Genomic DNA, 20,891 nt, shown 5'->3' on the forward strand with positions numbered 1-20,891 from the left:
AGCGGAAGGTTCACGAGCGTCCTTCTTCCCCCTTCGGGGGAGGAGGGCCGCAGGCCCGGAGGGGGCAAGTGAAGGTTTACGACCGCAGCTTACCGCCAGCCTTCTCGGCCGCCGCAACCACCTTCGCCGACAGCGCCTCAATGTCCGCGTCGGTGAGAGTAGCCTCACGCGGCTGCACCACCACCTCGATCGCGACCGACTTGAAGCCTACCGGTACGCCGGGGCCTTCATAGACGTCGAACACGCGGGCGGCGGTGATCAGCACCTTGTCGGCGCCGGCGGCGGCCTTCACCAGGTCGCCCGCCGGTTTGGCCTTCTCGACCAGGAACGCGAAATCGCGGGTCAGCGGCATCAGGGCCGAGGGCGAGAACGCCGGGCGGGTCTTGATGGCCTTCTTCTTCGGCTCGGGGATCGCCTCCAGGGTGATCTCGAAACCGTAGACCGGGCCGGCCACGTCCATGGCCTTGAGGACCGCTGGGTGGATCTCGCCGAACTCGGCCATCACCGCCTTGGGGCCCAGCTGCAGGCGCGCCGAGCGCCCAGGATGCCACCAGGACGAGGCCGAGCGGGCGGTCTGCAGCGAGGCCACCGGCGCGCCCAGCTCTTCCAGCAGGGCCAGCAGGTCGGCCTTCACGGTGAAGACGTCGCCTTGCGCCGCCTTGTCCCAGCCGCGCGGGGCCTTCGGGGCCAGGATGGCCGCGACGACGGTGCGCTGGTCGCTGGGACGCTCGCCGTGGAAGGTCGGGCCGATCTCGAACAGGGCGGCGTCAGGGAAGCCCTGGCGCGCATTGCGGCCGGCCGCGTCGATCAGGTTGGGCAGCAGCGACGGGCGCATGCAGTCCAGCTCCGAGGCGATCGGATTGGCCAGCAGCAGCTCGGGCTGGCCGCCGCCGAACAGCGCGGCCGTCTCGTGGTGCGTGAAGCTGAAGGTCACCGCTTCGGCGTAGCCGGCTGCCGCCAGGGCGCGACGGGCCGTGCGGGCGCGCGCCTGCTTGGCCGTTAGGATGCCGCCCACCGCACGCGCCACTTCCGGCAGCGGCGTCGAGGGCAGGGCGCCGTAGCCGGCGATGCGGGCGACTTCTTCCACCAGGTCAGCCTTGCCTTCCACGTCGCGGCGGAAGGTCGGCGGGGTCACGCAGACCGCGCTCTCGGCATGGGTGGCGAACTCGGTGGGCGAGACGTCCTTGGGGGCGTCCAGCTTGAAGCCGAGGTCCGTCAGGATCTTCAGCGACTTCTGCGGCTCGATCTCCAGGCCCGACAGCTGGCCGACATAGGCCGGGTCGAACAGGATCGGTTTCGGCGCGGGCAGCACCTCGCCGACGAACAGCACCTCCGACGGCTCGCCGCCGCACAGCTCCAGGATCAGCTTGGTCGCCAGCTCGATGCCGTCGACCAGCGAGCCGGTGTCGACCGTGCGGGCGAAGCGGTACTGGGCGTCGCTGGCGATGCCGGTGGCGCGGCCGGTCTGGGCCGTGCGGATCGGGTCGAACCAGGCGCTCTCGACGAAGACGTCGACCGTCTCGTCCGAGCAGCCGGTGCTCTCGCCGCCCATCACGCCGCCCAGGCCGATCGGGCGCTCACCCGAGGCGTCGGCGATCACCGACATCTCCGGGGTCAGCTCGTAGGTCTTGCCGTCCAACGCGATCAGGTGCTCGTCGCCGTTGACGCCGTGACGGCCCAGGCGCGTCGAGATCACCGTCCCCGACAGCTTGGCCGCGTCATAGACGTGCAGCGGGCGGGCGCGGTCGTACGAGATCAGGTTGGTGACGTCGACCAGGGCGTTGATCGGGCGCAGGCCGATGGCGGTCAGGCGGTCGGCCAGCCACTTGGGCGAGGGACCGTTCTTGACGCCGCGGATGTAGCGGCCGGCGAAGGCCGGGCAGGCCTCGCCGTCGACCGTCACGGTGATCGGGCTCTGGAACGTGCCGGCGATCGGCGCGATCGAGACGTCCTTCAGCTTGCCCACGCCGGCGGCGGCCAGGTCGCGGGCGATGCCCACGACGCCCAGCCAGTCGGGGCGGTTGGGGGTCACTTCGAAGTCGATGACGGCTTCCAGGCCCAGGGCGTCGACGGCGCTGGTCCCGACCGGCAGGGCGTCGGGCAGCTCCATGATGCCGTCGCTCTCGGTGGCGTACTCCAGCTCGGCGGCCGAGCAGAGCATGCCGTTCGAGACGACGCCGCGCACGGGCTTCTCGACCAGGGTCACGTCCAGGCCGGGCACATAGGCGCCGATCGGGGCGTAGATCGTGGTCAGGCCCGGACGGGCGTTCGGCGCGCCGCAGACGATCTCCTTGCGACCGTCGACGGTGTCGACCTGGCAGACCTGCAGGCGGTCGGCGTTCGGGTGGCGGGCGGCCTCGACGATCTTGCAGACCGTGAAGGGGGCCAGCTTGGTCGCCGGATCAGTGACGTGCTCGACCTCGAGCCCGGCCATGGTCATGGCCGCGACGATCTCGGGGACGGTGGCGGTGGTCTCAAGGTGATCCTTGAGCCAGGAGAGGGTGAATTTCATCGTTCTGGTCTCAGCTCAGGCCCGAGGCGGCGTTCGGCGCGGCGAAGGCGCTGAAGCCGTAGTGCGACAGCCAGCGGACGTCCGACGACCACATGTCGCGCAGGTCCGGCATGCCGTATTTCAGCATGCCCAGGCGATCGACGCCCATGCCGAAGGCGAAGCCCTGGTACTCGTCCGGATCGATGCCGCAGGCGCGCAGGACGTTCGGGTGAACCATCCCGCAGCCCAGGATCTCGAGCCACGAGGTGCCCTGGCCGATCTTGATCTCGCCGCCCGAGCGGTCGCACTGCACGTCCATCTCGGCCGACGGCTCGGTGAACGGGAAGTGGTGCGGGCGGAACTGGGTCGTGACCGCGTCGGTCTCGAAGAACCGGGCCAGGAACGTCTCCAGGGTCCACTTCAGGTGGCCCATGTGGATGCCCTTGTCGATCACCAGGCCCTCGACCTGGTGGAAGACCGGGGTGTGGGTGGCGTCGTTGTCCACGCGATAGGTGCGGCCCGGCGCGATGATGCGGATCGGCGGCTTCTGCGACACCATCGTCCGCACCTGCACTGGGCTGGTGTGGGTGCGCAGCAGCATGCGTTCGCCATTCTCCTTCGTGTTGAAGAAGAAGGTGTCGTGCATCTCGCGGGCCGGGTGCTTCTCGGGGAAGTTCAGGGCCGTGAAGTTGTGGAAGTCGTCCTCGATGTCCGGACCTTCGGCCACGGCGAAGCCCATCTCGGCGAAGATGGCGATCATCTCGTCCATGGTCTGCATGGTCGGGTGGACGCTGCCCTTGCGGCGGTGCGGGGCGGGCAGGGACAGGTCCAGCGTCTCGCTGGCCAGGCGCGCGTCCAGCTCGGCGGCCTCCAGCCAGGCCTTCTTGGCCGCGATCGCGTCGGCGACCTTGTCACGCAGGGCGTTGATCGCCGCGCCCTGGGTTTTGCGCTCCTCGGGGCTCATCGCGCCCAGGGTCTTGAGCAGGCCCGAGATCGAGCCGGTTTTGCCCACAGCGGCCACGCGGACGGCGTCGAGCGCTTGGAGGTCCGCAGCGCGGGCCACCTGGGCCAGGACGTCGGATTCGAGAGTGTTGAGATCGGTCATGACGGGCATCCGTCTAGGCGGTTTTCACGATGGTTGAAACCGGGGATGCATCCCCAATTCCGCTCATTCCCGCGAAAGCGGGAAACCAAGCCGAGCTGGCCTTCTGATCCGCGTCTTTTCGGCTTGCTCAGCTTGGGTCCCCGCTTTCGCGGGGATGAGCGGAGAAAAGGACACAGCAAAAAGCCCTCCGGCTCGCGCCGAAGGGCTTTTCAGGATCGGTCGAACTCGAATGAGCTCAGATATCCTTAGGCCAGGGCAGCGCGGACCTTGTCAGCGATAGCCTTGAACGCAGCCGGGTCGTTGCCCGCGATGTCGGCGAGGACCTTACGGTCGATCACCACACCCGCCACGTCCAGGCCGTGGATAAACTGCGAATAGGTGAAGCCTTCGATGCGCGCACCAGCGTTGATGCGTTGGATCCACAGCGAACGGAAGGCGCGCTTGCGCACCTTGCGGTCGCGGTAGGCGTACTGGCCGGCCTTGTCGACCGCGGCCTTCGCCGTGCGGATGGTGTTCTTGCGGCGCCCGTAGAAGCCCTTGGCTTGCTCGAGAACCTTCTTGTGCTTGGCGTGAGCGACCACACCACGTTTAACGCGAGCCATGTGTCAGCGCTCCTCTTACAGGCCGTAGGGCAGGTACGTACGGATGATCTTGGCGTCAGCCTCGCTCATCACCTTGGTGCCGCGGTTTTGGCGGATGTACTTACCGTTGTGGCCGATAAGGCGGTGGCGCTTGCCAGCGACGCCGGCCTTCAGCTTGCCCGTAGCGGTCAGTTTGAAGCGCTTTTTAGCGCCCGACTTGGTCTTCAACTTCGGCATTTCGCGTCGGAGCTTTCGCCCCGTCCTCTGGGATAGCAAGACGAACCGCCATGGCATGCCTAGTGGCCAGGCGGTTCCGGAAAGGCGGCGTTGCTACAGGAAAGACTCGGTCCTGGCAAGCACTTACGCCGCGGCCTTGGTGCGCTGGACGATCACCAGGGCGAAGCCGATGGCCGGAACCATCAGCGCCGCGCCGAACCAGTAGGGGCCGCCGATGTGCAGGCCAAACAGCGGGCCGGCCAGCAGCGGGCCGCCGATGCGGGCCAGCGAGCCGGCGGCCATGTTCAGGCCCAGCATCTGGCCCTGGCGGTCCGGCGGGCTGGCGCGGGAGATCAGGGCGGCCACGCACGGGAAGACCAGCGACTGGCCAAAAGCGGTGCACCCCACCAGCACCACGGCCAGGGTGGGAATCGCGATGAAGGGCGTGGTCAGCAGCGTCAGCGCGATGATCGACAGGCCGGTGGTCAGCACCCGTCCCTCGCCGAAACGGCGCGCCAGGCGGCCGGTCAGCAGGCCCTGGCCCAGTGAGGCGATGACGCCGATGATGGCGAAACACGCGGCCACCTGGCTGGGACCCCAGTGGAACCGCACGTCGGCATAGAGGCCAAACACCGCCTCCATCCCCGCGAAGGCCCCGGTCGAGATCAGGGTGACCAGCAGCACGCGCGACAGGATAGGGTGAGCGGCCGCGGCGGCCAGGGCCTCGCGGCGGTTGGGCTGGACGGCGCCGGGCGCGGACGGCGCGCGGCTCTCGGCCACGAACAGCACCACGCCCAGGGCGGCGGTCCCGGCCATGGCGGCGGCCAGGAACAGCGGCAACTGGTAGCCCAGGTGGCCCGCGCCGGGATGGATGACCATCACCAGGGCCGGGCCGATCACGAAGCCGGCCCCGAACGCCGCGCCCAGCAGGCCCATGCGGCCGGCGCGCTTCTCGGGCGGCGTGACGTCGGCCATGTAGCCCTGGATCGTCGAGATGTTGCCGCTGCCAAAGCCCCCGACCAGGCGCACGGCCATGGCGATCCAGATGTTTGGGGCGAAGGCCAGGGCGATGTAGGCCAGGGTGTTGGCGATGATGGTGACGATCAGCACCGGCCGTCGGCCGATGCGGTCGGACAGCCGCCCCCAGAATGGCTCGCCGAAGAACTGGCCCAGGCTGTAGGCGGCGAACATGGTCGTCACCTGCCACGGGGCGGCGTTCATCGACTTGGCGTAGAAGGGCAGCAGCGGAATGACCACGCCAAAGCCCACCAGGTTGATGAAGACCACCAGGAGCAGGACGACCAGGGCGCGGGCGCTGTGAGACTGTTCTGACATCAGGACGCGCGGTTTACGCCTGAACCTTGGGCTTGTCAGTCCGGCGGGTTGTGCTTTTCGACGAACGCGACGGTTTCGCTCAGCATCTTCAGGCGGGTGGAGCCGCGCGACAGCCAGTGGTCCTCGCCGTCCAGGGTGATGAAGTTGACGGGCTTGCCAGCCTTTCTTAGGGCGTCGGCCATGGCCTGGCTCTGGTCGTAGCGGACGACGGTGTCGTCCTTGCCATGGATCAGCAGGATCGGCGCCTCGACCCTGTCGGCCAGCTTGGCTGGTGAGACGGTGGCCAGGTCCGGGTCCTTGATGCCGTCCGCGCCCATGAACCGCAGCCAGTAGCGCTGGGACGAGCCGGTCTCGCCGTTATTGGCTTCGCGCACGGACAGCAGCATCTTCTTCAGGTCGGACGGACCGGCCACCGAGACGGCGCAGCGATAGACGCCGCGATCCAGGGTCGCGCCGGCCAGGGCCGCGTAGCCGCCATAGCTGGCGCCGACGATGCAGACGCGCTTGGGATCGATGATGCCTTGCTTGGCCAGGTCGCGGACGCCGTCCGACAAGTCGGTCTGCATCTTCTTGCCCCACTCGCCGAACCCCGCCTTGACGAAGTCCCAGCCAAAGCCTTCAGAGCCTCGGAAGTTGGGCTGCAGCACCGCATAGCCGCGCGAGGCCATCGCCTGGCTCCACCAGTCGAAGCCGGGTTCATCGCGGCCCTCGGGACCGCCATGCGGCAGGACGATCAGCGGCAGGTTCTTGGGATCGCGGCCCTTGGGCAGGGTCAGGTAGCCGGTGATCTCCAGCCCGTCGGCCGCCTTGTACTTGATCGAGCGGACTGGCGAGATCGCGTCCGGGGTGACGCCCTGATAGACGTCGCCCAGCCATGAGGCCTGCTTGCTGGTCAGATCGACCAGGGCGTAGGCCTGACCGCTCTCTGCAGAATCGACCAGCACGACCACCCGCTTGCGGTCGTTGGACCACGAGGCCAGGTGCACCCGGTCGCCCTTGAACGCCTTGACCACCGCGTTCCACGCCTTCTGACTGGCCTCGTCGAAGAAGGTGTAGGTCAGGTCGTCGCCCTTCAGCGTCACGCCGCCCAGCAGGGCCAGGGTGGCCGGGTCATGGATCAGGCCGCTGAGATCCAGGTCGTTGGGCAGGTCTGTGTGCTTGTCGCCGGTATATTCACGCAGGAACGACTTGTTCTTATCGTCGGTGCGCCAGACCAGCACCGACTTGCCGTCACGGCCGAAGCCCGCCATCCCGTACGAGCCCATCGGCGCGTCGGCTTCATCGACCGTCTTCCAGCCGCCTTGCAGCTTCATCCGCAGCGACCACTGGCCTCGCTTGGTGTCGTAGAGGGTGGTGGCGACCGGATCGCCCTTGACGTCGACCAGCCAGCCGTCGGTATCGAGGCGGACCCCGTAGTCCATCATCCGGGTCGTGTTGCTGCGCAGGTTAACGCGGTACAGCATGTCCACGCCCTGGTTGGAGAGGAAGTGGATGCCTTCCAGGAAGACGACCGGCTCGTTGTTGATCGTGCGCACCATCGGCGCGCCGATGATGACGTTCATGGCTGACTCCTGGTTGCGCAGCAGGAGCGTCTGTTTCTTGGTCTTCCAGTTGAAGGTCGAGGCCATGTAGTACTCGCGCGCCGGACCCGACAGGCCGATGACGTCGGAGGTCTGGGACGTGATCAGCAACAGGTGGTCATCCCCGGCCCATGTGACGCCGCGCAGCTTGGTCGGGCCCGCATTGATGCCGCCCAGCACACCGCCGCCGACCTGACGGATCATCAGGAAGCGCTGCTCGCCGGTCGTCACGATCAGCGCCAGCTTGGAGCCGTCGGGCGAGATCTCGACCTCTTCGATGTTCGGCAGCTGGCCGTAGATGGCCAGGTTCGGCTTGGCCGCGGGCGCGTCGGCGGCATGGGCCGACGCGGATAGCAGGGCGCAGCAGGCCGCGCCGGCGGCCAGAATGGTCTTCAACACGTCGCAATTCCCCCAACCTGGCCAAACTCTACCAGAGGGTGCGAGCCTGTCGAGACTCCCGAATGGGAAGGGGGGCAGGGCGCAAAACAAAACGCCCCGGCGCGGGGCCGGGGCGTTTCGGTGTCTACCCAATGATCGATCTTAGCGCGGAGCCAGGATCATGATCATCTGCCGGCCTTCCATGCGCGGCTCGTATTCGACCTTGGCGACCTCGTCGAAGTCGGCCTTGACCTTGAGCAGCAGCTTCATGCCCAGCTCCGGGTGCGCCATTTCACGACCGCGGAAGCGCAGGGTCACCTTGACCTTGTCGCCTTCCTCGAAGAAGCGAGTCATGGCTTTCGCCTTCACTTCATAGTCGTGGATGTCGATGTTCGGACGGAGCTTGATTTCCTTGAGCTCGACGACCTTCTGCCGCTTGCGCGCCTCGTTCTTCTTCTTCTGCTCCTGGAACTTGAACTTGCCGTAGTCCAGGATCTTGCAGACCGGCGGATTGGCGTTCGGAACGATTTCCACCAGGTCCAGGCCAGCTTCCTCGGCCGCTTCCATGGCGGACGCGGTCGGCATCTCGCCTTGCTTTTCGCCGTGTTGGTCGATCAGCAGGACGCGCGGGACGCGGATGTCTTCGTTGATACGCGGTCCGTCTTTAACGGGCGGCGTTTGCATAGGACGGCGAATAGGGACGGCTCCGAGGCAGTTAATGAGGGTATAGTTGAACGTGTACGCGCCGCGCTGGGCGCGCCGCGAGAAAGTGATATATGACGCGCCCGCTGCCGCGTATCAAGCGACGGCGGACAAAGAGAGGCCGCGCAGGTCCAGTTTTTTCTGGTCTAGCGGCCAATAGGGCGGAAACGGCGGGACGGGGACGAGTTTTCCCTGATTTGAGACGCCTGTTTCCGACCTGCATGACCCAGCATCGCCACACTGCCCTGGAGGACGTCCACGCCCTCCTGATCGGCTCCAGTTTCATCGCCGTCGGACTCACCCTGCTGAAGGCCGCCGGCCTCGTCACCGGCGGGGTGGCCGGGGTGGCGCTGATCATCTCGTATCTGACCAATTGGCAGGTGGGCACGGTGTTCTTCCTGCTGAACCTGCCGTTTTATGTGCTGGCCCAGCGGACCCTGGGCTGGGCGTTCACCTTCAAGACCCTGGCGACCAACCTGCTGCTGGCGGGCCTGGCCTTCGGCATGCCGTACTGGCTGAAGGTCGAACGGGTGGACCCGATCTTCTCGGCCGTGTTCGGCGGCACGATCATCGGCATGGGCATCCTGGCCCTGGCGCGGCACCGCTCCAGCGTGGGCGGTACGGGGGTGCTGGCCCTGTGGCTTCAGGAGCGGCGCGGCATCAGCGCCGGCAAGGTGCAGATGACGGCCGACTGCCTGGTCATCGCCGCAGCCTTCTTCACGATCAACTTCGACAAGCTCTTGCTATCCATCGCCAGCGCCGTGGCGCTCAGCGCGGTGATCATCGCTAATCACAAGCCGGGCCGGTACGCGGGGTACTAGACCCCGCCGGAGCTTATCCTTCCCTGTCATCCCGGCCGAAGCGCAGCGTAGAGCCGGGACCGCCAAACCCCGGAACGGCGGGTGGTTCGTGCCAAGGATATTCGGCCTCGCCTATGAGCGCCGGATAGAGGTCGCCCCACTCGGGATTGCGCGCCTCGACCAACGCGAATTTCCAGTCTCGCCGCCAGCGCTTGATCAGTTTCTCGCGATGGATCGCGCTTTCCACATCGGTGTGCATTTCGAACCAGACTAGGCACGTGCAGCCGTGGCGATCAGTGAAACCCGGAAGCAGATGTTCGCGATGTTGCTGGGCGCGATATTGCAGGTTCGCCGTGACGCCAACGTATAGAACGCCGCGCCGAGTGTTCGTCATCAGGTAGACGGCGTAAGAATGCTCTCGCATCCCTGGAACATAGTGAGAACGCCGTTCCGGCGATAGTGCTTCCGGCGGTCCCGGGTCTTCGCTGCGCTTCGCCCGGGATGACAGGTTTGGGTTGGCCGGCGACGCTGTGATTTAGTGCGGCAGCAGCGCCATCGCCGCGCTGGCCACCGTGCTGACCGGCAGGGCCTGGAGGTCGGGCGAGCGGATTACCGCCACGTGGCCGCGCGGGCCGCACAGGTCGGGGTCCGAGGCGTCCGAGAACAGCACGATGGTCGGCGCGCCGGCGGCGGCCAACAAGTGCGTCGGGCCGGTGTCGTTGCCGACGGCCAGGGCGGCCTTGGCGCCCAGCACGGCCAGCTGGGCGAAGTCGGTGCGGCCGGTCAGGTCGCGGGCGCCGCCGACGGCCTTCTGGATGTGGCGGGCCATGGCGCTTTCCTGCGGACCGCCGATGATCACGATGTCCAGGCCGCGCGCCTTCAAGAGCGAGCCCAGCTGGGCATAGTACTCGACCGGCCAGCGCTTCTCGGGCCGGTGGGCCGAGCCGCCGGGCACGAACAGGACGTAGGGCTTGGGCGTGGCGGCCCCGGCGACGGGGCGCGGCTCCTTGTGCTTGCGCAGGATCCACGACAGGTCCGGCGGCGGGGCGCTGCCCGGCTCGGTCGGGGCGTCGGGCCAGATGCCGGCCGCGCGCAGCTGGTCGGCCTGCCGCTCCAGCGTGTGCATGCGCAGCCGGGCCTTGCCCTTCTGCGGCAGCTGGGCGCCGACGGCGATGCCGTTCCATTGCGGCGGGAAGGGGCGCAGCAGCTGGAAGTACCAGTTGGTGCGATTGTTGGTCTGCAGGTCGTAGATCCGGTCGTAGCGCGCCTTGCGGATACGGCCGATCATGGCCAGCGTCTCGCCGATGTCGCTAGGGCGTCCGTCGGTCTCGACGTGGTTGAAGTAAGGGCTGAGCTTGGCCAGGCCCTCGAACGGCGGCGTGGTCAGCAGGGTGATCTTAGCCTTGGGGTGGGCCTCGCGGATCTTCTTCATCGCGGCGAGCGCCAGGACGAAGTCGCCCAGGGCGCCCAGCTTGATCACCAGGACCTTCTTGATCTCCTTGCTCAAGCCGAACGCTCCAAACCCAATACGCGTGCATAGACGTTGAGGGTCGCTTCGCACATAGCGTCCACCGAATACAACCGCCGCGCACGTGTTCTAGCGGCCAGGCCCATGGTCTGGCGACCGGCGGCTCCGATCTCGCAGGCGTGCAGCAGGGCCTCGGCCCAGGCCTGGGCGTCGCCCGGCGGCACCAGCCAGCCGGTCTCGGCGGGCGAAACCGTCTCGCGCGTGGCGCCGTGGTCCGAGGCCAGCACCGGGCGGCCCATCACCTGAGGCTCGACGGCGGTGCGGCCGAAGGCTTCCGGCTCCAGCGAGGGGGCGATGGCCAGGTCAGCCAGCAGATAGGCGGCCGGCATGTCGTCGCAGTGGCCGACCAGCTTGACCGCGTCCTCCAGGCCAGCGGCGGCGATGGCGGCTTCCAGCTCGGCGCGGTAGCCCTTGCGGCCCTGGTCGTCGCCGGCCAGCAGCAGCAGGATACGGTTCTCGCCGCGCTCCTTGAGGATCTTCATGGCCTCGACCATCAGGCCCTGGCCCTTCCAGCGGGTCAGGCGGCCGGCCAGCAGCACCTTCAGGCGGCGCTCGTCGGGGGCGATCCCCCAGGCCTTGCGCAGGGCGTCGATCCGCGTGGCCGGCACGACGCCCGGCTCGAAGCGCGAAAGGTCGACGCCGCGCGGGATGGCCACCACCTTCTCGGGGGCGATGCCGTGTTCCTTGATCACGTGCTGGCGGGTGTATTCGGAGTTGGCGATGACCAGATCGCCCTTGGTCATGACCGCGTTGTACCAGCGCTTGAGGTCGGACTTGGCGTTGTAGACCCCATGGTAGGTGGCCACGAACGGCACCTTGGTCGCATGCGCGGCCCACAGGGCGCTGAAGGCCGGTGCGCGCGAGCGGGCGTGGACCAGGCTGACCTTCTCGCGCTTGATCAGGTCGATCAGGCGGGCGGCGTTGCCCAGCATGATCAGCGGGTTTTTGGACTGGGCCGGCATCTGGGCCAGGCGACCGCCGTCGGCCTCCAGGCGCGCGGCCATGCGCCCGCCCTTGGTCGCGACCAGGGCCTTGCCGCCTTGCGCCACCACCGCATGGGCGACATCAATCGTCGTCTGCTCCGCCCCGCCGGTTTCCAGCTCGGGCGTCACTTGCAGCAGGGTGAAGTCGGGGGGTAGGTCGGACACACGACTCTCGGCGAAAACGACGCGGTTTTAGTTAGCGAAAGGATCGAGGCGACGCCATGACCGAATCCCGGGGCGCCCTTGCGCGTGAAGACGGCTCGAAACTCGCCTTTCGCCGCGTGGAGGGCGAAGGACCAACGGTCGTGTGGCTGGGTGGTTTCCATTCGGACATGACCGGGACCAAGGCCGAGGTGCTGGCCGAGCAGGCCAAGGCCACCGGCGGCAGCTACATCCGCTTCGACTATTTCGGCCACGGCGAGTCGGAGGGGCGGTTCCAGGACGGGACCATCAGCCGCTGGCGCGCCGACGCCCTGGCGGTGATCGACGAGCTGACCACGGGGCCGCTGGTGCTGGTCGGCTCGTCCATGGGCGGCTGGCTGTCGTGCCTGGCGGCGATCGCGCGGCCCGACCGGGTCAAGGCCATGGTGCTGATCGCCCCCGCGCCGGATTTCACCGAGAAGCTGATGGAGCCGGAACTCTCGGCCGAGGCCAAGGCGGCCATCGCGAACGACGGCTTCTGGATCCGGCCCTCGGAGTATGACGACGGCGGCTATGCCATCACGCGTGAGCTGCTGGAGGACGGGGCGCGGTGGTCGATCCTGCCGGGACCCGTGCCGATCGACATCCCCGTGCGCGTGCTGCAGGGCGGCGCGGATCCGGACGTGCCGTGGACCCACGCGCTGGAGCTGGCCAACGCCCTGAAATCCGAGAACGTCGTCTTCAACCTGATCAAGGACGGCGACCATCGCCTGTCCCGTCCTCAGGACCTGGAGCGCCTGGTCGCGGCCGTCGTGGAGGCCAAGGGTCTGGCCGAGCCGGAGGAGGGCGACCTGGTCTCCCGCCGCCTGGCCCGTGCGGCAAGGCTGCGCAACGCGGCGGGGCTGGACGCGGTGGGGATCACGCCGAGGGCGCCGGCGATCGACGACGAGTAGCGGTCAGCGGCCCGAGATGACGTCGGCCAGATTCCGCAGCTGCCGGCTCACGGCCTGTCGCAGGCGATAGCCCGCGGAGCTCGGCGGTTTGTCTTCTAGCGGACGGCCATAGGGATACTCGTCCTCTGGAGCTGAGGAGGCGCCGTCCTGAGGCTTCCGCGCGATGGCCAGGTTGACCCAATGGGCGTCCATCAGCGCGAACGTCCTCACCGGTTCCGCCTCGCGGTCCGTCGGCGTCAGGCCATTCACCAAGTGGCAGCGCTTGATATCGACGAAGCCCTTCTCCGCCAGCAGCCAGGTCATGTAGTCGGCGGTAAGGGGGCTTTCGAGTGTCCCGTAGGCGGCCATTTCCGCCGCCAAGGCCGCTTCCTGCTCGACATTGCCCGGGATCCAGTTGGAGTCGCCCAGGATGACCAGCTGGCCGCCGGGGCGCAGGGCGTTCAGGGTCTTCTCCAGCGCCACATGCTCGTCGACGACGTGGTGGAAGCTCTCGAAATAGATCACCGCGTCAGCGGAGTCCGGCTCCAGCTGAGCCTCCTCCATCGTGGCGGCCTGCCAGGTCACGCGACGGTAGAAGTGCTCGCTGCCACGCAGTCGAAGATATTCGCGCACCCGCTTGCGGGCCGCCTGGATCATTTCCGGCGAGGGTTCGACGCACTCGACGCGGTACCAGAGGGAAGCCAGGATTTCGGTCGCCCATCCGGCGCCGGAGCCGACCTCCACGATCCGGGCGCCCGGCGGCAGGTTCAGCGCTTGCAGCGCGCTGAGCAGCTGGAGCATCGCGGTGAAATAGCTGGGATGCCCGGGACGCCAATCCAGCGGTTTTTCGACCAGGCCCCGACGATCGTCTGGCGCGAGATTGGCGACGTAGCGGATCGCGGCATCCGTGAACGCCGCATAGTCCTGGCGGGCGTTCGCATGGAAACGTTTCGGGCCGGCATAACTCATGGCGACCTCCCTGGTACGACTTGTGTCGAGGTCGCTACGGCCACCCCTTCAGCCAGTGAAGGGGGAAATCAAAAGTTGAGTCCATCGGCAAGCGATCTTTTTGAGCGCGTGCGCTTCAGCCGCCCGCCTTCTGGATCGCCGCCAGGCCTTCGCGATAGGTCGGGTACAGCGGTCGCCAGCCCAGCTCGGCCTTGGCTCGGGCGTTCGAGACACGCTTGTTCTCGGCGTAGAACCGCCGCGTGGCGGGCGACATGCCCAGTTCGTTGAACGGCAGGTCCGGCGGAACGGGGACGCCCAGCAGGTGGGCGGCGTGCTCCATGACATCCTGCGGCGGAGCCGGGGCGTCGTCGACCAGGTTGTAGATGCCGCCGGCGCGAGGACGCGCCAGGGAGGCCAGCAGGCCCGTGACGATGTCATCCAGGTGGATGCGGCTGAACACTTGGCCCGGCTTGACGATGCGGCGGCCTTCGCCGGCCCGCAGGCGATCCAGGGCGCTGCGGCCGGGGCCGTAGATGCCGGGCAGGCGGAAGGTCGTGACCGTCAGGCCCATGCCGCGCCCGACCTGGCGCCAATCACGCTCGGCCCCCACGCGGCGAGCGCCTTCGACCGACTGGGCCTTGAGGGGAGACGTCTCGAACACCCAGCGGCCTTCGAAGTCGCCATAGACTCCGGTCGTGGAGAGGTAGCCGATCCAATCGGGAAATGACCCTGCCTGCGCCAGGGCGGGAATCAGCGACTCGAGCGCCGGGCAGCCGTCGGGGCCGGGCGGGGCGGTGATCAGGATCGCATTCACGCCGGTGAGCGCGGCGGCCATGGCGTCCCGGTCGTCCGGATCGGCGGGCGTGATTCCCTGGGCGCGCAGCCGATCGGCCTGATTGGCGTCCCGCGCCGTGGCGGCGATCTCCCAGCCACGTGCTCGCAACACGCGTGAAAACGCCGCGCCGACATAGCCCAGACCGAACACAAACAGACGCAACGCTTAGAACTCCGCCCCCAGAAGACCCGGCGGAATCTAGCCTCCGAAAAAACCTGCTCCGCAACCCCCCAAAGGGCGCTTGCAAAGCGCGAAGGCCTCTGCCATAAGCCGCCTCCTCGTCGCGGGGCGCTCTTCTGAGCCCCTCCGATGCGGGCGTAGCTCAGTGGTAGAGCGCAACCTTGCCAAGGTTGATGTCGAGAGTTCGAATCTCTTCGCCCGCTCCATTCTCCCGGCTTTTCGGGTAGTCTGGATGAGTACATATCTCGCGAATGGGCGGGCGTAGCTCAGTGGTAGAGCACAACCTTGCCAAGGTTGGGGTCGAGAGTTCGAATCTCTTCGCCCGCTCCATTCTCGAATTTTTCCGGACAACCTAGACGCAGACGACGGCCTCATCTGGACCGGCGATTCGCGTGTTCCTGCGCGTCGGCTTGGCCTAAGCTCCGCCGCATGACTCGCATCGCATCCTGCCTGGCCGGTGTCTGCCTCGCCGCGCTGACGGTCTCGGCCGCCTGGGCCGGACCCGCGTCCGTCAACCTGACCAAGCTGGTCATCCGCTACGAGGCCCTGGGCGATCCGGGCGAGGACCCTGATTCCGGCGGCTCGGCCGATGCGCGCTGGAAGCTGCCCGACGTCTCGCCGGCCGCCGACGCCGATCGCACCGCCAGGCTCAAGCAGATCCAGGGCGAGCTGAAGGCCATGGGCGACAAGGGGCTGGGCGATGATGAGCGCCTGACCCGCGACCTGCTGCTGTTCAGCCTGCGCGACCGCATCGAGGCGGCGGGTTTCGACGAAGCGCGCATGCCGTTCAGCAGTGACGGCGGCTTCGACGTGATGATGCTTTACCGGGCCAGCGGCACGACCCTGCGCGACGCCGACGAGGCGCGCCGCTGGATCGCGCTGTTGAACGGCATGCCCAGCTGGTACGCGACCAATATCGACAATGCCCGGCGCGGCGTCGCCAGCGGCTTCGTCCAGGCCGTCCCGACGGCTCAGGCGGTGCTTGAGCGCGCCCAGCGGGCGGCCGCCACGCCGCTGTCCGACGACCCGCTGCTGGCGCCGCTGCGGGCGTTGCCTGACAGCATCCCCGAGCGCGCGGCCCTGATCGCTGAGGGCGAGAAGGCGGTCACTGACAAGGTCGCGCCCGCTCGCGCCAGCTTCGTCAAATTCATGACCGACGAGTATGTCCCGCACGCCGCCAGGAGCCTGGCGGCCTCGGACCTGCCGGATGGCAAGCGCTACTACGCCTTCCTCGCGCGTAGGCACACGACCACCGACCTGACGCCGGACCAGATCCACGACATCGGCCAGGCCGAGGTGGCCCGTATCCGCGCCCGGATGGAGCAGGCCATGAAGGCCGCGGGCTTCCAGGGCGACCTGACGGCCTTCATCGCCATGCTGCGCAAGGATCCGCGCTTCTATGCGACCAGCCGCCAGCAGCTGCTGGAGAAGTCCAGCGAGATCGCCAAGCGCGCCGACGACCAGCTGCCGGCCCATTTCGGCGTCCTGCCGCGCCTGACCTACGGCGTGCGGCCGGTGCCGGCCAGCATCGAGAAGGGCTATACCACCGGCCGCTATTTCGGCGGCGATCCCAAGGTCGGCCGGGCCGGCGGGCTGATGATCAACACCTCGGAACTGGACCAGCGGCCGCTGTACGAGCTGCCGGCCCTGGTGCTGCACGAAGGCGCGCCGGGTCACCACATCCAGACCTCGCTGGCCCAGGAGCAGGTTGGCGTGCCGGAGTTCCGCAGGAACCTCTACTTCACCGCCTATGGCGAGGGCTGGGGCCTCTATTCGGAGTGGCTGGGCGAGGAAATGGGGATCTACCGCGACCCCTATGAGCTGTTCGGCCGGCTGTCCTACGAGATGTGGCGCGCCTGCCGCCTGGTGGCCGACACCGGCATGCACTGGAAGGGCTGGACCCTGGACCAGGCCCGCGCCTGCTTCACCGACAACACCGCCCTGTCGCCGGTGAATATCGAGGTCGAGCTCAAGCGCTATGTCTCGTGGCCTGGCCAGGCCCTGGCCTACAAGATCGGCGAGCTGAAGCTGCTGGAATTGCGCCAGAAGGCCGAGAAGAAGCTGGGCGACCGCTTCGACGAACGCGGCTTCCACGACGCGGTGCTATTGCACGGCTCGCTGCCGCTGTCGGTGCTGGAGACCCGCGTCGACGCCTGGATCAGTCAACAGAACAACAAGAAGAAATAGGGGCTTGTCATCCCGGCCGAAGCGTAGCGAAGAGCCGGGACCGCAACAGGCTCCGCGTTTCCGGCGGTCCCGGCTCGGCGCACTTCGCGCTTGGCCGGGATGACAGGATTTGAGGGAAGAACGTAGATGGCCAAGATCACCGTCCTCGGCGAATGCATGGTCGAGCTGTCGCCGGAAGCTCATGACGGCGGCGCGCCGCTGTACCGGATGGGCTATGCCGGCGACACGTTCAATACGGCGATCTACATGGCCCGGCTGGGCGACCAGGTGGCCTACTGCACGGCGCTGGGACAGGGGGATCCCTTCAGCGAGGGCGTGCTGTCGACCATGCGTCGCGAGGCCATGGACACCCGCCTGGTCCGCCAGGTCGAGAACCGCCTGCCGGGCCTCTACGCCATCGTTCTCGATGACCACGGCGAGCGTAAATTCCATTACTGGCGCGAGCGGGCCCCGATCCGCGACCTGTTCTCGGCCCACACCGCCGACCAGCTGATCGAGGCGGCCAAGGCCAGCGACCTCGTCTACCTGTCGGGCGTGACCCTGGCGGTGGTCGGCGACATCGGCCGGGCGCGCCTGAAGGACATGCTGGCCTATGTCCATTCGCGCGGCGTCGCCGTGGCGCTGGACTTCAACTATCGCTCGGCCCTGTGGCCCAGCGCGGAAGCCGCCCGCGAAGCGCTGGACGGCGTCGTGCCGTCGTGCCGCTACGTCTCGCTGAGCAGCGAGGACAGCCGCCCGCTCTATGACCGCGAGGCCGAGGACCTGGCCGGCGAGTGGGCCGCGGCGGGCGCCGAGGTAGTGGCGCGCGACGAGAGCCATTGCGTCAATGTCCATCGCCAAGACGGCCGCACGGCCACGCCGGCGCCGGGGCGGGTCAAGGCGGTCGACACCACCGGGGCGGGGGACAGCTTCAACGCCGCCTACCTGTCGTCGCGCCTGGCGGGCCTGTCCATTCCGGAAGCGGTCGCGCGCGCCCATGCCCTGGCGGCGCTGGTGGTCTCGCACCGGGGCGCCATCCTGCCCCACGACGTGGCGCTGAACGTCGCCTAGGCACGGCTCATGATTTCACTGCCCGACGCGCTTGAGCCGAGCCCCGTCCAGGCGGACCTGGCCGCCCGCTTCCTGACGCCCGCGATCCCCGCGATCGAGGCTCTGCTGCTGGCGCTGCGGGCGGAAACGGACGCAGCGCTGGCGACCGACGCGCCGCGCTACGGCAAGCCCTATCCCTATGGCTATTGCCTGGAGATCACCCTGGATGTGATGACGCGGCTGCGCCTGCGGATGCAGCAGGCGCCCCGGTCCACGGGCGAGGAGGCGGTGCGGGCCTTCTTGCTCGGCGGCGGGGAGGGGCGGCAGGTCTGGGGCATCCTGCGCGAACGCTATTTCCAGAACGCGATGGTGCTGGGCGACCTCTATGTCGATGTCGCCAACGACTCCGTCGATCCGAGCAAGCCTAAGGTCGAGATCCTGCCGTTGGCGGCGTCGGGCCTGGCCCTGGTCGAGACCGTCGAGGACTTCGTCCGCATCGCTGAGCCCTATTGGAACGTGCGTCTCTACGCCAATACGGCGCTGCCGTTCCTGGCCCCGCTGTTTCCGTTCCTGGCGGTGAACGCCTCGGGCCAGGTCAGGCTGGAGGCGCGACCAAACCACATGATGCGCCTGCTGGCCGGCGGGGGCTTTGTCCAGTCGGAGCGCTGGCTGGCCGAAGGCCCCGAGCCGTCGCCGGAGATCGTCCAGGCGGTGCGCGAGGCTTGCCCGCCGGATATCCTGGCGCTTGGCCCCCACGCGAGCCGCGAGGCGTCGATCGCGATGTGCCGCGCCCTGCGAGCGGCGGGCGCCAGCGACAAGGCCTGGCTGGACCAGATGTGTGTGATTCTCGAACGCATCCCGGTGGTGAGCGTCCAGGGCGCGAACGCTCGTCTCTGAGCGGGAATTGGCGATCTGCTATCCAATAAGATCAATGAGTTATGTTCATGGAGCTTGAGTATAATAGGAATATCTTCCTCTCCTCAGGAAAATAAACCTATAGTCGTATCCATCGGCCGCGCTCGCGGTCGAGAGGAGAGGACGCCATGCTGGTTCAAGCCCTTGAGGACATCTGGGCGATCACGCCCGATCCCCGTCGCGACCGCCTGACGGTCGGCTTCGTCACCCATCTCGTTTCCCTGGCCACCGGCGTGCCGGCGGCCGAGATCTCGACGCCCAAGCGGGCCTCGCACGCCGCCGTCCGCGCGCGGCAGCTGGCCATCTACCTGACTCACATCACCTTCCACTGGCCGCTGGCGCGGGTGGCCTTCGCGTTCGGCCGCGACCGCACGACCTGCGGCCACGCCTGCCGCAAGATCGAGGACCTGCGCGAGGACGCCGCCTTCGACCGCCGTCTGGCCGAGCTGGAAGCCTGCCTGCGCCAGGCGCCGGCCCACGCCCAGGGGATGCCGTGATGAGCGTCGACGCGATCTTCGAGGCGGAGCTGGAGACTCGCCGGCTGGCGGAGCGCGCTATGCGGCTCTTGGCCCGTCCCGGCGCGGTGATCGAGGCGCAGGGCGTCGGCTACGGCGTGCGGCTGGGCGCCAGCCGGCGGCGCAGCGTGATGCTGGTGCTGGACGAGGCCGCCTTCCAGGTCCTGGCCCGGGAGGCGACCCTGAAGGTGCGTCCGCAGGGCGGCTGGGCGATGACCGCGCGGCTCGACCCTGTCGCGCCGCCGCCCGGACGCCCCGGCGTGATCGAAGCGGTGGTCGAAACCGCCGAAGGCAAGGTGCGCCGCAATCTGGGGGAGTCGCCGATCGCCTGGCTGGCCCGGCGTCGCGACGGGGCAGGGCGGCCATGGCTGTCGGCGATCGAGGCCGCCGCGGGCGAGCGCCTGCGCGAGGAATTCGAGAGCCTGGGAACGCAGGGGCGCACCACCATGCGCTGGGACCTGACGCCCCGCGTCTCGGGCGGTCGTCCGCGCCTGGCGCCGGCCGAACGCGACCACGCGACCCGCGAGCGGATCGCCAAGGCGCTGGCGGCGGTCGGTCCGGGCCTGCGCGAGATTCTGGAGAAGGTGTGCCTGATGGGCTCGGCCCTGGAGCAGGCGGAAGCCGCGCTGAAGCTGCCGCGCCGGGCGGGCAAGACGGTCCTGAAACTCGCCCTGCAACGCCTGGCGCAGCATTACCGGATGGCTTAGCGGTTGCCGCCGGCGACCGCGATGATCTCGCCGGTGATCCAGTAGCTGTCCGGCGAGGCCAGGAAGGTCGCCACCGGCGCGATGTCCGACGGCTGGCCCATGCGGCCCAGCGGGGTCTGGGCGATCATCTGGGTCTCCAGCTCGCTGCCGATGATGCCCATGGTGTGGGTGCCTTCGGTCTCGACCGCGCCGGGCGAGATGGCGTTGACGCGGATCTTGCGCGGACCCAGCTCCTTGGCCAGCACGCGGGTGATCGAGTCCACGGCGGCCTTGGTGCCGGTGTAGACCGAGGCGGTCGGGATATCGACCGTGGTCGCCGCCGAGCTGATGTTGATGATGCTGCCGCCCTCGGGGCCGAAGCGCTTGGCCGCTTCCTGCGCCGACAGCAGCGTGCCTAGCACGTTGATGTCGAACTGGCGGCGGTAGTGGGCTTCGGTCACGTCTTCCAGCGCCGCGAACTCGTAGACGCCGGCGTTGTTGACCAGGATGTCGACGCCGCCGAAGGCCTTCACGGTCTCGTCGAACAGGGCCGTCACCTCGGCGCTCTTGGCCACGTCGCCCTTGACGGCGATGGCCTTGCCGCCGGCGGCGACGATCTCGGCCACCACCTTGTCGGCGCCTTCGCGGCTGGAGGCATAGTTGACCGCCACGGCTGCGCCCTCGGCGGCCAGGGCCTTGGCGATCGCCGCCCCGATGCCCTTCGAGGCGCCGGTCACGACGGCGGTTTTGCCGGTAAGCTTGCTCATTGATCTCTCTCCGTTCGGCCAGAGGCCGGTCGCCCTTATCGGCGAACGCTTCGACAT

General features: G+C 68.0%; 20 protein-coding genes and 2 tRNA genes. 9 read left to right on the forward strand and 13 right to left on the reverse strand.

All coding sequences use genetic code 11. The features are described from left to right. Positions 1-76: 76 nt before the first annotated feature. The 7 genes from pheT to infC all read right to left on the reverse strand — a co-directional run bounded on the left by pheT (position 77) and on the right by infC (position 8,370). Positions 77-2,512 (reverse strand): phenylalanine--tRNA ligase subunit beta, encoded by a 2,436-nt coding sequence (gene pheT, locus J7528_RS10400; RefSeq protein WP_291873709.1) that lies wholly within the window; start codon positions 2,510-2,512, stop codon positions 77-79. A 10-nt stretch (positions 2,513-2,522) separates the two neighbouring features. Continuing rightward, positions 2,523-3,596, reverse strand: a complete 1,074-nt coding sequence (gene pheS, locus J7528_RS10405; protein WP_291873711.1) for a phenylalanine--tRNA ligase subunit alpha — start codon at positions 3,594-3,596, stop codon at positions 2,523-2,525. A 245-nt stretch (positions 3,597-3,841) separates the two neighbouring features. Next, the gene (gene rplT, locus J7528_RS10410) at positions 3,842-4,198 is read right to left on the reverse strand and encodes a 50S ribosomal protein L20 (protein ID WP_291873714.1); all 357 of its coding nucleotides are present in this window, start codon (positions 4,196-4,198) and stop codon (positions 3,842-3,844) included. A gap of 15 nt (positions 4,199-4,213) precedes the next feature. Beyond that, a complete protein-coding gene (gene rpmI / locus J7528_RS10415) occupies positions 4,214-4,414 on the reverse strand; it encodes a 50S ribosomal protein L35 (protein ID WP_010918930.1) in 201 nt (66 codons plus the stop codon). A 123-nt stretch (positions 4,415-4,537) separates the two neighbouring features. Beyond that, positions 4,538-5,728, reverse strand: a complete 1,191-nt coding sequence (locus J7528_RS10420) for an MFS transporter (RefSeq protein ID WP_291873729.1) — start codon at positions 5,726-5,728, stop codon at positions 4,538-4,540. Between the two features lie 35 nt (positions 5,729-5,763). Further along, positions 5,764-7,707: a S9 family peptidase gene (locus tag J7528_RS10425; protein WP_291873731.1), complete on the reverse strand. Its 1,944-nt coding sequence runs from the start codon at positions 7,705-7,707 to the stop codon at positions 5,764-5,766. A gap of 141 nt (positions 7,708-7,848) precedes the next feature. Further along, on the reverse strand, positions 7,849-8,370 hold the full coding sequence (gene infC, locus J7528_RS10430; RefSeq protein WP_172263415.1) for a translation initiation factor IF-3: 522 nt from the start codon (positions 8,368-8,370) through the stop codon (positions 7,849-7,851). Positions 8,371-8,609: 239 nt separating this feature from the next. On the opposite strand from infC, the gene J7528_RS10435 reads away from it, so the two are divergent. Continuing rightward, the gene (locus tag J7528_RS10435) at positions 8,610-9,209 is read left to right on the forward strand and encodes a YitT family protein (RefSeq protein ID WP_291874411.1); all 600 of its coding nucleotides are present in this window, start codon (positions 8,610-8,612) and stop codon (positions 9,207-9,209) included. 13 nt (positions 9,210-9,222) lie between these two features. Here J7528_RS10435 and J7528_RS10440 read toward each other — a convergent pair whose 3' ends face one another. From J7528_RS10440 to J7528_RS10450, 3 genes are all read right to left on the reverse strand, one after another. Next, positions 9,223-9,612 (reverse strand): GIY-YIG nuclease family protein, encoded by a 390-nt coding sequence (locus tag J7528_RS10440; protein WP_291873736.1) that lies wholly within the window; start codon positions 9,610-9,612, stop codon positions 9,223-9,225. A 111-nt stretch (positions 9,613-9,723) separates the two neighbouring features. Next, positions 9,724-10,695, reverse strand: a complete 972-nt coding sequence (locus J7528_RS10445) for a glycosyltransferase family 9 protein (RefSeq protein WP_291873738.1) — start codon at positions 10,693-10,695, stop codon at positions 9,724-9,726. Next, positions 10,692-11,864 (reverse strand): glycosyltransferase family 4 protein, encoded by a 1,173-nt coding sequence (locus J7528_RS10450; protein WP_291873741.1) that lies wholly within the window; start codon positions 11,862-11,864, stop codon positions 10,692-10,694. The genes J7528_RS10445 and J7528_RS10450 overlap by 4 nt, the downstream gene beginning before the upstream one ends. A gap of 56 nt (positions 11,865-11,920) precedes the next feature. Here J7528_RS10450 and J7528_RS10455 point away from each other — a divergent pair, with 56 nt between their 5' ends. After that, positions 11,921-12,793: an alpha/beta hydrolase gene (locus J7528_RS10455; protein ID WP_291873744.1), complete on the forward strand. Its 873-nt coding sequence runs from the start codon at positions 11,921-11,923 to the stop codon at positions 12,791-12,793. Between the two features lie 3 nt (positions 12,794-12,796). On the opposite strand, the gene J7528_RS10460 is transcribed toward J7528_RS10455, so the two are convergent. Then, positions 12,797-13,741, reverse strand: a complete 945-nt coding sequence (locus tag J7528_RS10460; protein ID WP_291873747.1) for a class I SAM-dependent methyltransferase — start codon at positions 13,739-13,741, stop codon at positions 12,797-12,799. Positions 13,742-13,856: 115 nt separating this feature from the next. Further along, positions 13,857-14,717, reverse strand: coding sequence for an SDR family oxidoreductase (locus J7528_RS10465; protein ID WP_291873749.1), 861 nt, complete (start codon positions 14,715-14,717; stop codon positions 13,857-13,859). 149 nt (positions 14,718-14,866) lie between these two features. Between J7528_RS10465 and J7528_RS10470 the strand changes: the two genes are divergently transcribed. From J7528_RS10470 to J7528_RS10500, 7 genes are all read left to right on the forward strand, one after another. Beyond that, positions 14,867-14,941: transfer RNA gene (locus J7528_RS10470), tRNA-Gly, on the forward strand. Between the two features lie 49 nt (positions 14,942-14,990). Next, positions 14,991-15,065 (forward strand) — tRNA-Gly (locus J7528_RS10475). A gap of 99 nt (positions 15,066-15,164) precedes the next feature. Continuing rightward, entirely contained in the window at positions 15,165-16,922 is a 1,758-nt protein-coding gene (locus tag J7528_RS10480) for a DUF885 family protein (RefSeq protein WP_291873752.1), read from the forward strand. 126 nt (positions 16,923-17,048) lie between these two features. After that, the gene (locus J7528_RS10485) at positions 17,049-17,972 is read left to right on the forward strand and encodes a sugar kinase (RefSeq protein ID WP_291873753.1); all 924 of its coding nucleotides are present in this window, start codon (positions 17,049-17,051) and stop codon (positions 17,970-17,972) included. A 9-nt stretch (positions 17,973-17,981) separates the two neighbouring features. Then, positions 17,982-18,848, forward strand: coding sequence for a hypothetical protein (locus tag J7528_RS10490; RefSeq protein ID WP_291873756.1), 867 nt, complete (start codon positions 17,982-17,984; stop codon positions 18,846-18,848). 146 nt (positions 18,849-18,994) lie between these two features. Further along, positions 18,995-19,363 carry a helix-turn-helix domain-containing protein gene (locus tag J7528_RS10495; protein WP_291873758.1) on the forward strand — a complete coding sequence of 123 codons (369 nt, stop codon included), beginning with the start codon at positions 18,995-18,997 and terminating at the stop codon, positions 19,361-19,363. Next, positions 19,363-20,088: a DUF6456 domain-containing protein gene (locus J7528_RS10500; RefSeq protein ID WP_291873760.1), complete on the forward strand. Its 726-nt coding sequence runs from the start codon at positions 19,363-19,365 to the stop codon at positions 20,086-20,088. The genes J7528_RS10495 and J7528_RS10500 overlap by 1 nt, the downstream gene beginning before the upstream one ends. Here the strand turns inward: J7528_RS10500 and J7528_RS10505 are convergent. Then, positions 20,085-20,834: a glucose 1-dehydrogenase gene (locus J7528_RS10505; RefSeq protein ID WP_291873762.1), complete on the reverse strand. Its 750-nt coding sequence runs from the start codon at positions 20,832-20,834 to the stop codon at positions 20,085-20,087. The genes J7528_RS10500 and J7528_RS10505 overlap by 4 nt on opposite strands. Positions 20,835-20,891: the final 57 nt, after the last annotated feature.

The sequence above is a fragment of the Caulobacter sp. genome, assembly GCF_017744445.1.
Taxonomy (GTDB): Bacteria; Pseudomonadota; Alphaproteobacteria; order Caulobacterales; family Caulobacteraceae; genus Caulobacter.

Bases quoted from the DNA above. Each gene is read 5' to 3' on its own strand.
- J7528_RS10420 (WP_291873729.1), bottom strand. From the start codon at position 5,728: ATGTCAGAACAGTCTCACAGCGCCCGCGCCCTGGTCGTCCTGCTCCTG.
- J7528_RS10435 (WP_291874411.1), top strand. From the start codon at position 8,610: ATGACCCAGCATCGCCACACTGCCCTGGAGGACGTCCACGCCCTCCTG.
- J7528_RS10490 (WP_291873756.1), top strand. From the start codon at position 17,982: ATGATTTCACTGCCCGACGCGCTTGAGCCGAGCCCCGTCCAGGCGGAC.
- pheT (WP_291873709.1), bottom strand. From the start codon at position 2,512: ATGAAATTCACCCTCTCCTGGCTCAAGGATCACCTTGAGACCACCGCC.
- J7528_RS10500 (WP_291873760.1), top strand. From the start codon at position 19,363: ATGAGCGTCGACGCGATCTTCGAGGCGGAGCTGGAGACTCGCCGGCTG.
- J7528_RS10495 (WP_291873758.1), top strand. From the start codon at position 18,995: ATGCTGGTTCAAGCCCTTGAGGACATCTGGGCGATCACGCCCGATCCC.
- pheS (WP_291873711.1), bottom strand. From the start codon at position 3,596: ATGACCGATCTCAACACTCTCGAATCCGACGTCCTGGCCCAGGTGGCC.
- rpmI (WP_010918930.1), bottom strand. From the start codon at position 4,414: ATGCCGAAGTTGAAGACCAAGTCGGGCGCTAAAAAGCGCTTCAAACTG.
- J7528_RS10440 (WP_291873736.1), bottom strand. From the start codon at position 9,612: ATGCGAGAGCATTCTTACGCCGTCTACCTGATGACGAACACTCGGCGC.
- J7528_RS10480 (WP_291873752.1), top strand. From the start codon at position 15,165: ATGACTCGCATCGCATCCTGCCTGGCCGGTGTCTGCCTCGCCGCGCTG.
- J7528_RS10485 (WP_291873753.1), top strand. From the start codon at position 17,049: ATGGCCAAGATCACCGTCCTCGGCGAATGCATGGTCGAGCTGTCGCCG.
- J7528_RS10460 (WP_291873747.1), bottom strand. From the start codon at position 13,741: ATGAGTTATGCCGGCCCGAAACGTTTCCATGCGAACGCCCGCCAGGAC.
- J7528_RS10505 (WP_291873762.1), bottom strand. From the start codon at position 20,834: ATGAGCAAGCTTACCGGCAAAACCGCCGTCGTGACCGGCGCCTCGAAG.
- rplT (WP_291873714.1), bottom strand. From the start codon at position 4,198: ATGGCTCGCGTTAAACGTGGTGTGGTCGCTCACGCCAAGCACAAGAAG.
- J7528_RS10455 (WP_291873744.1), top strand. From the start codon at position 11,921: ATGACCGAATCCCGGGGCGCCCTTGCGCGTGAAGACGGCTCGAAACTC.
- infC (WP_172263415.1), bottom strand. From the start codon at position 8,370: ATGCAAACGCCGCCCGTTAAAGACGGACCGCGTATCAACGAAGACATC.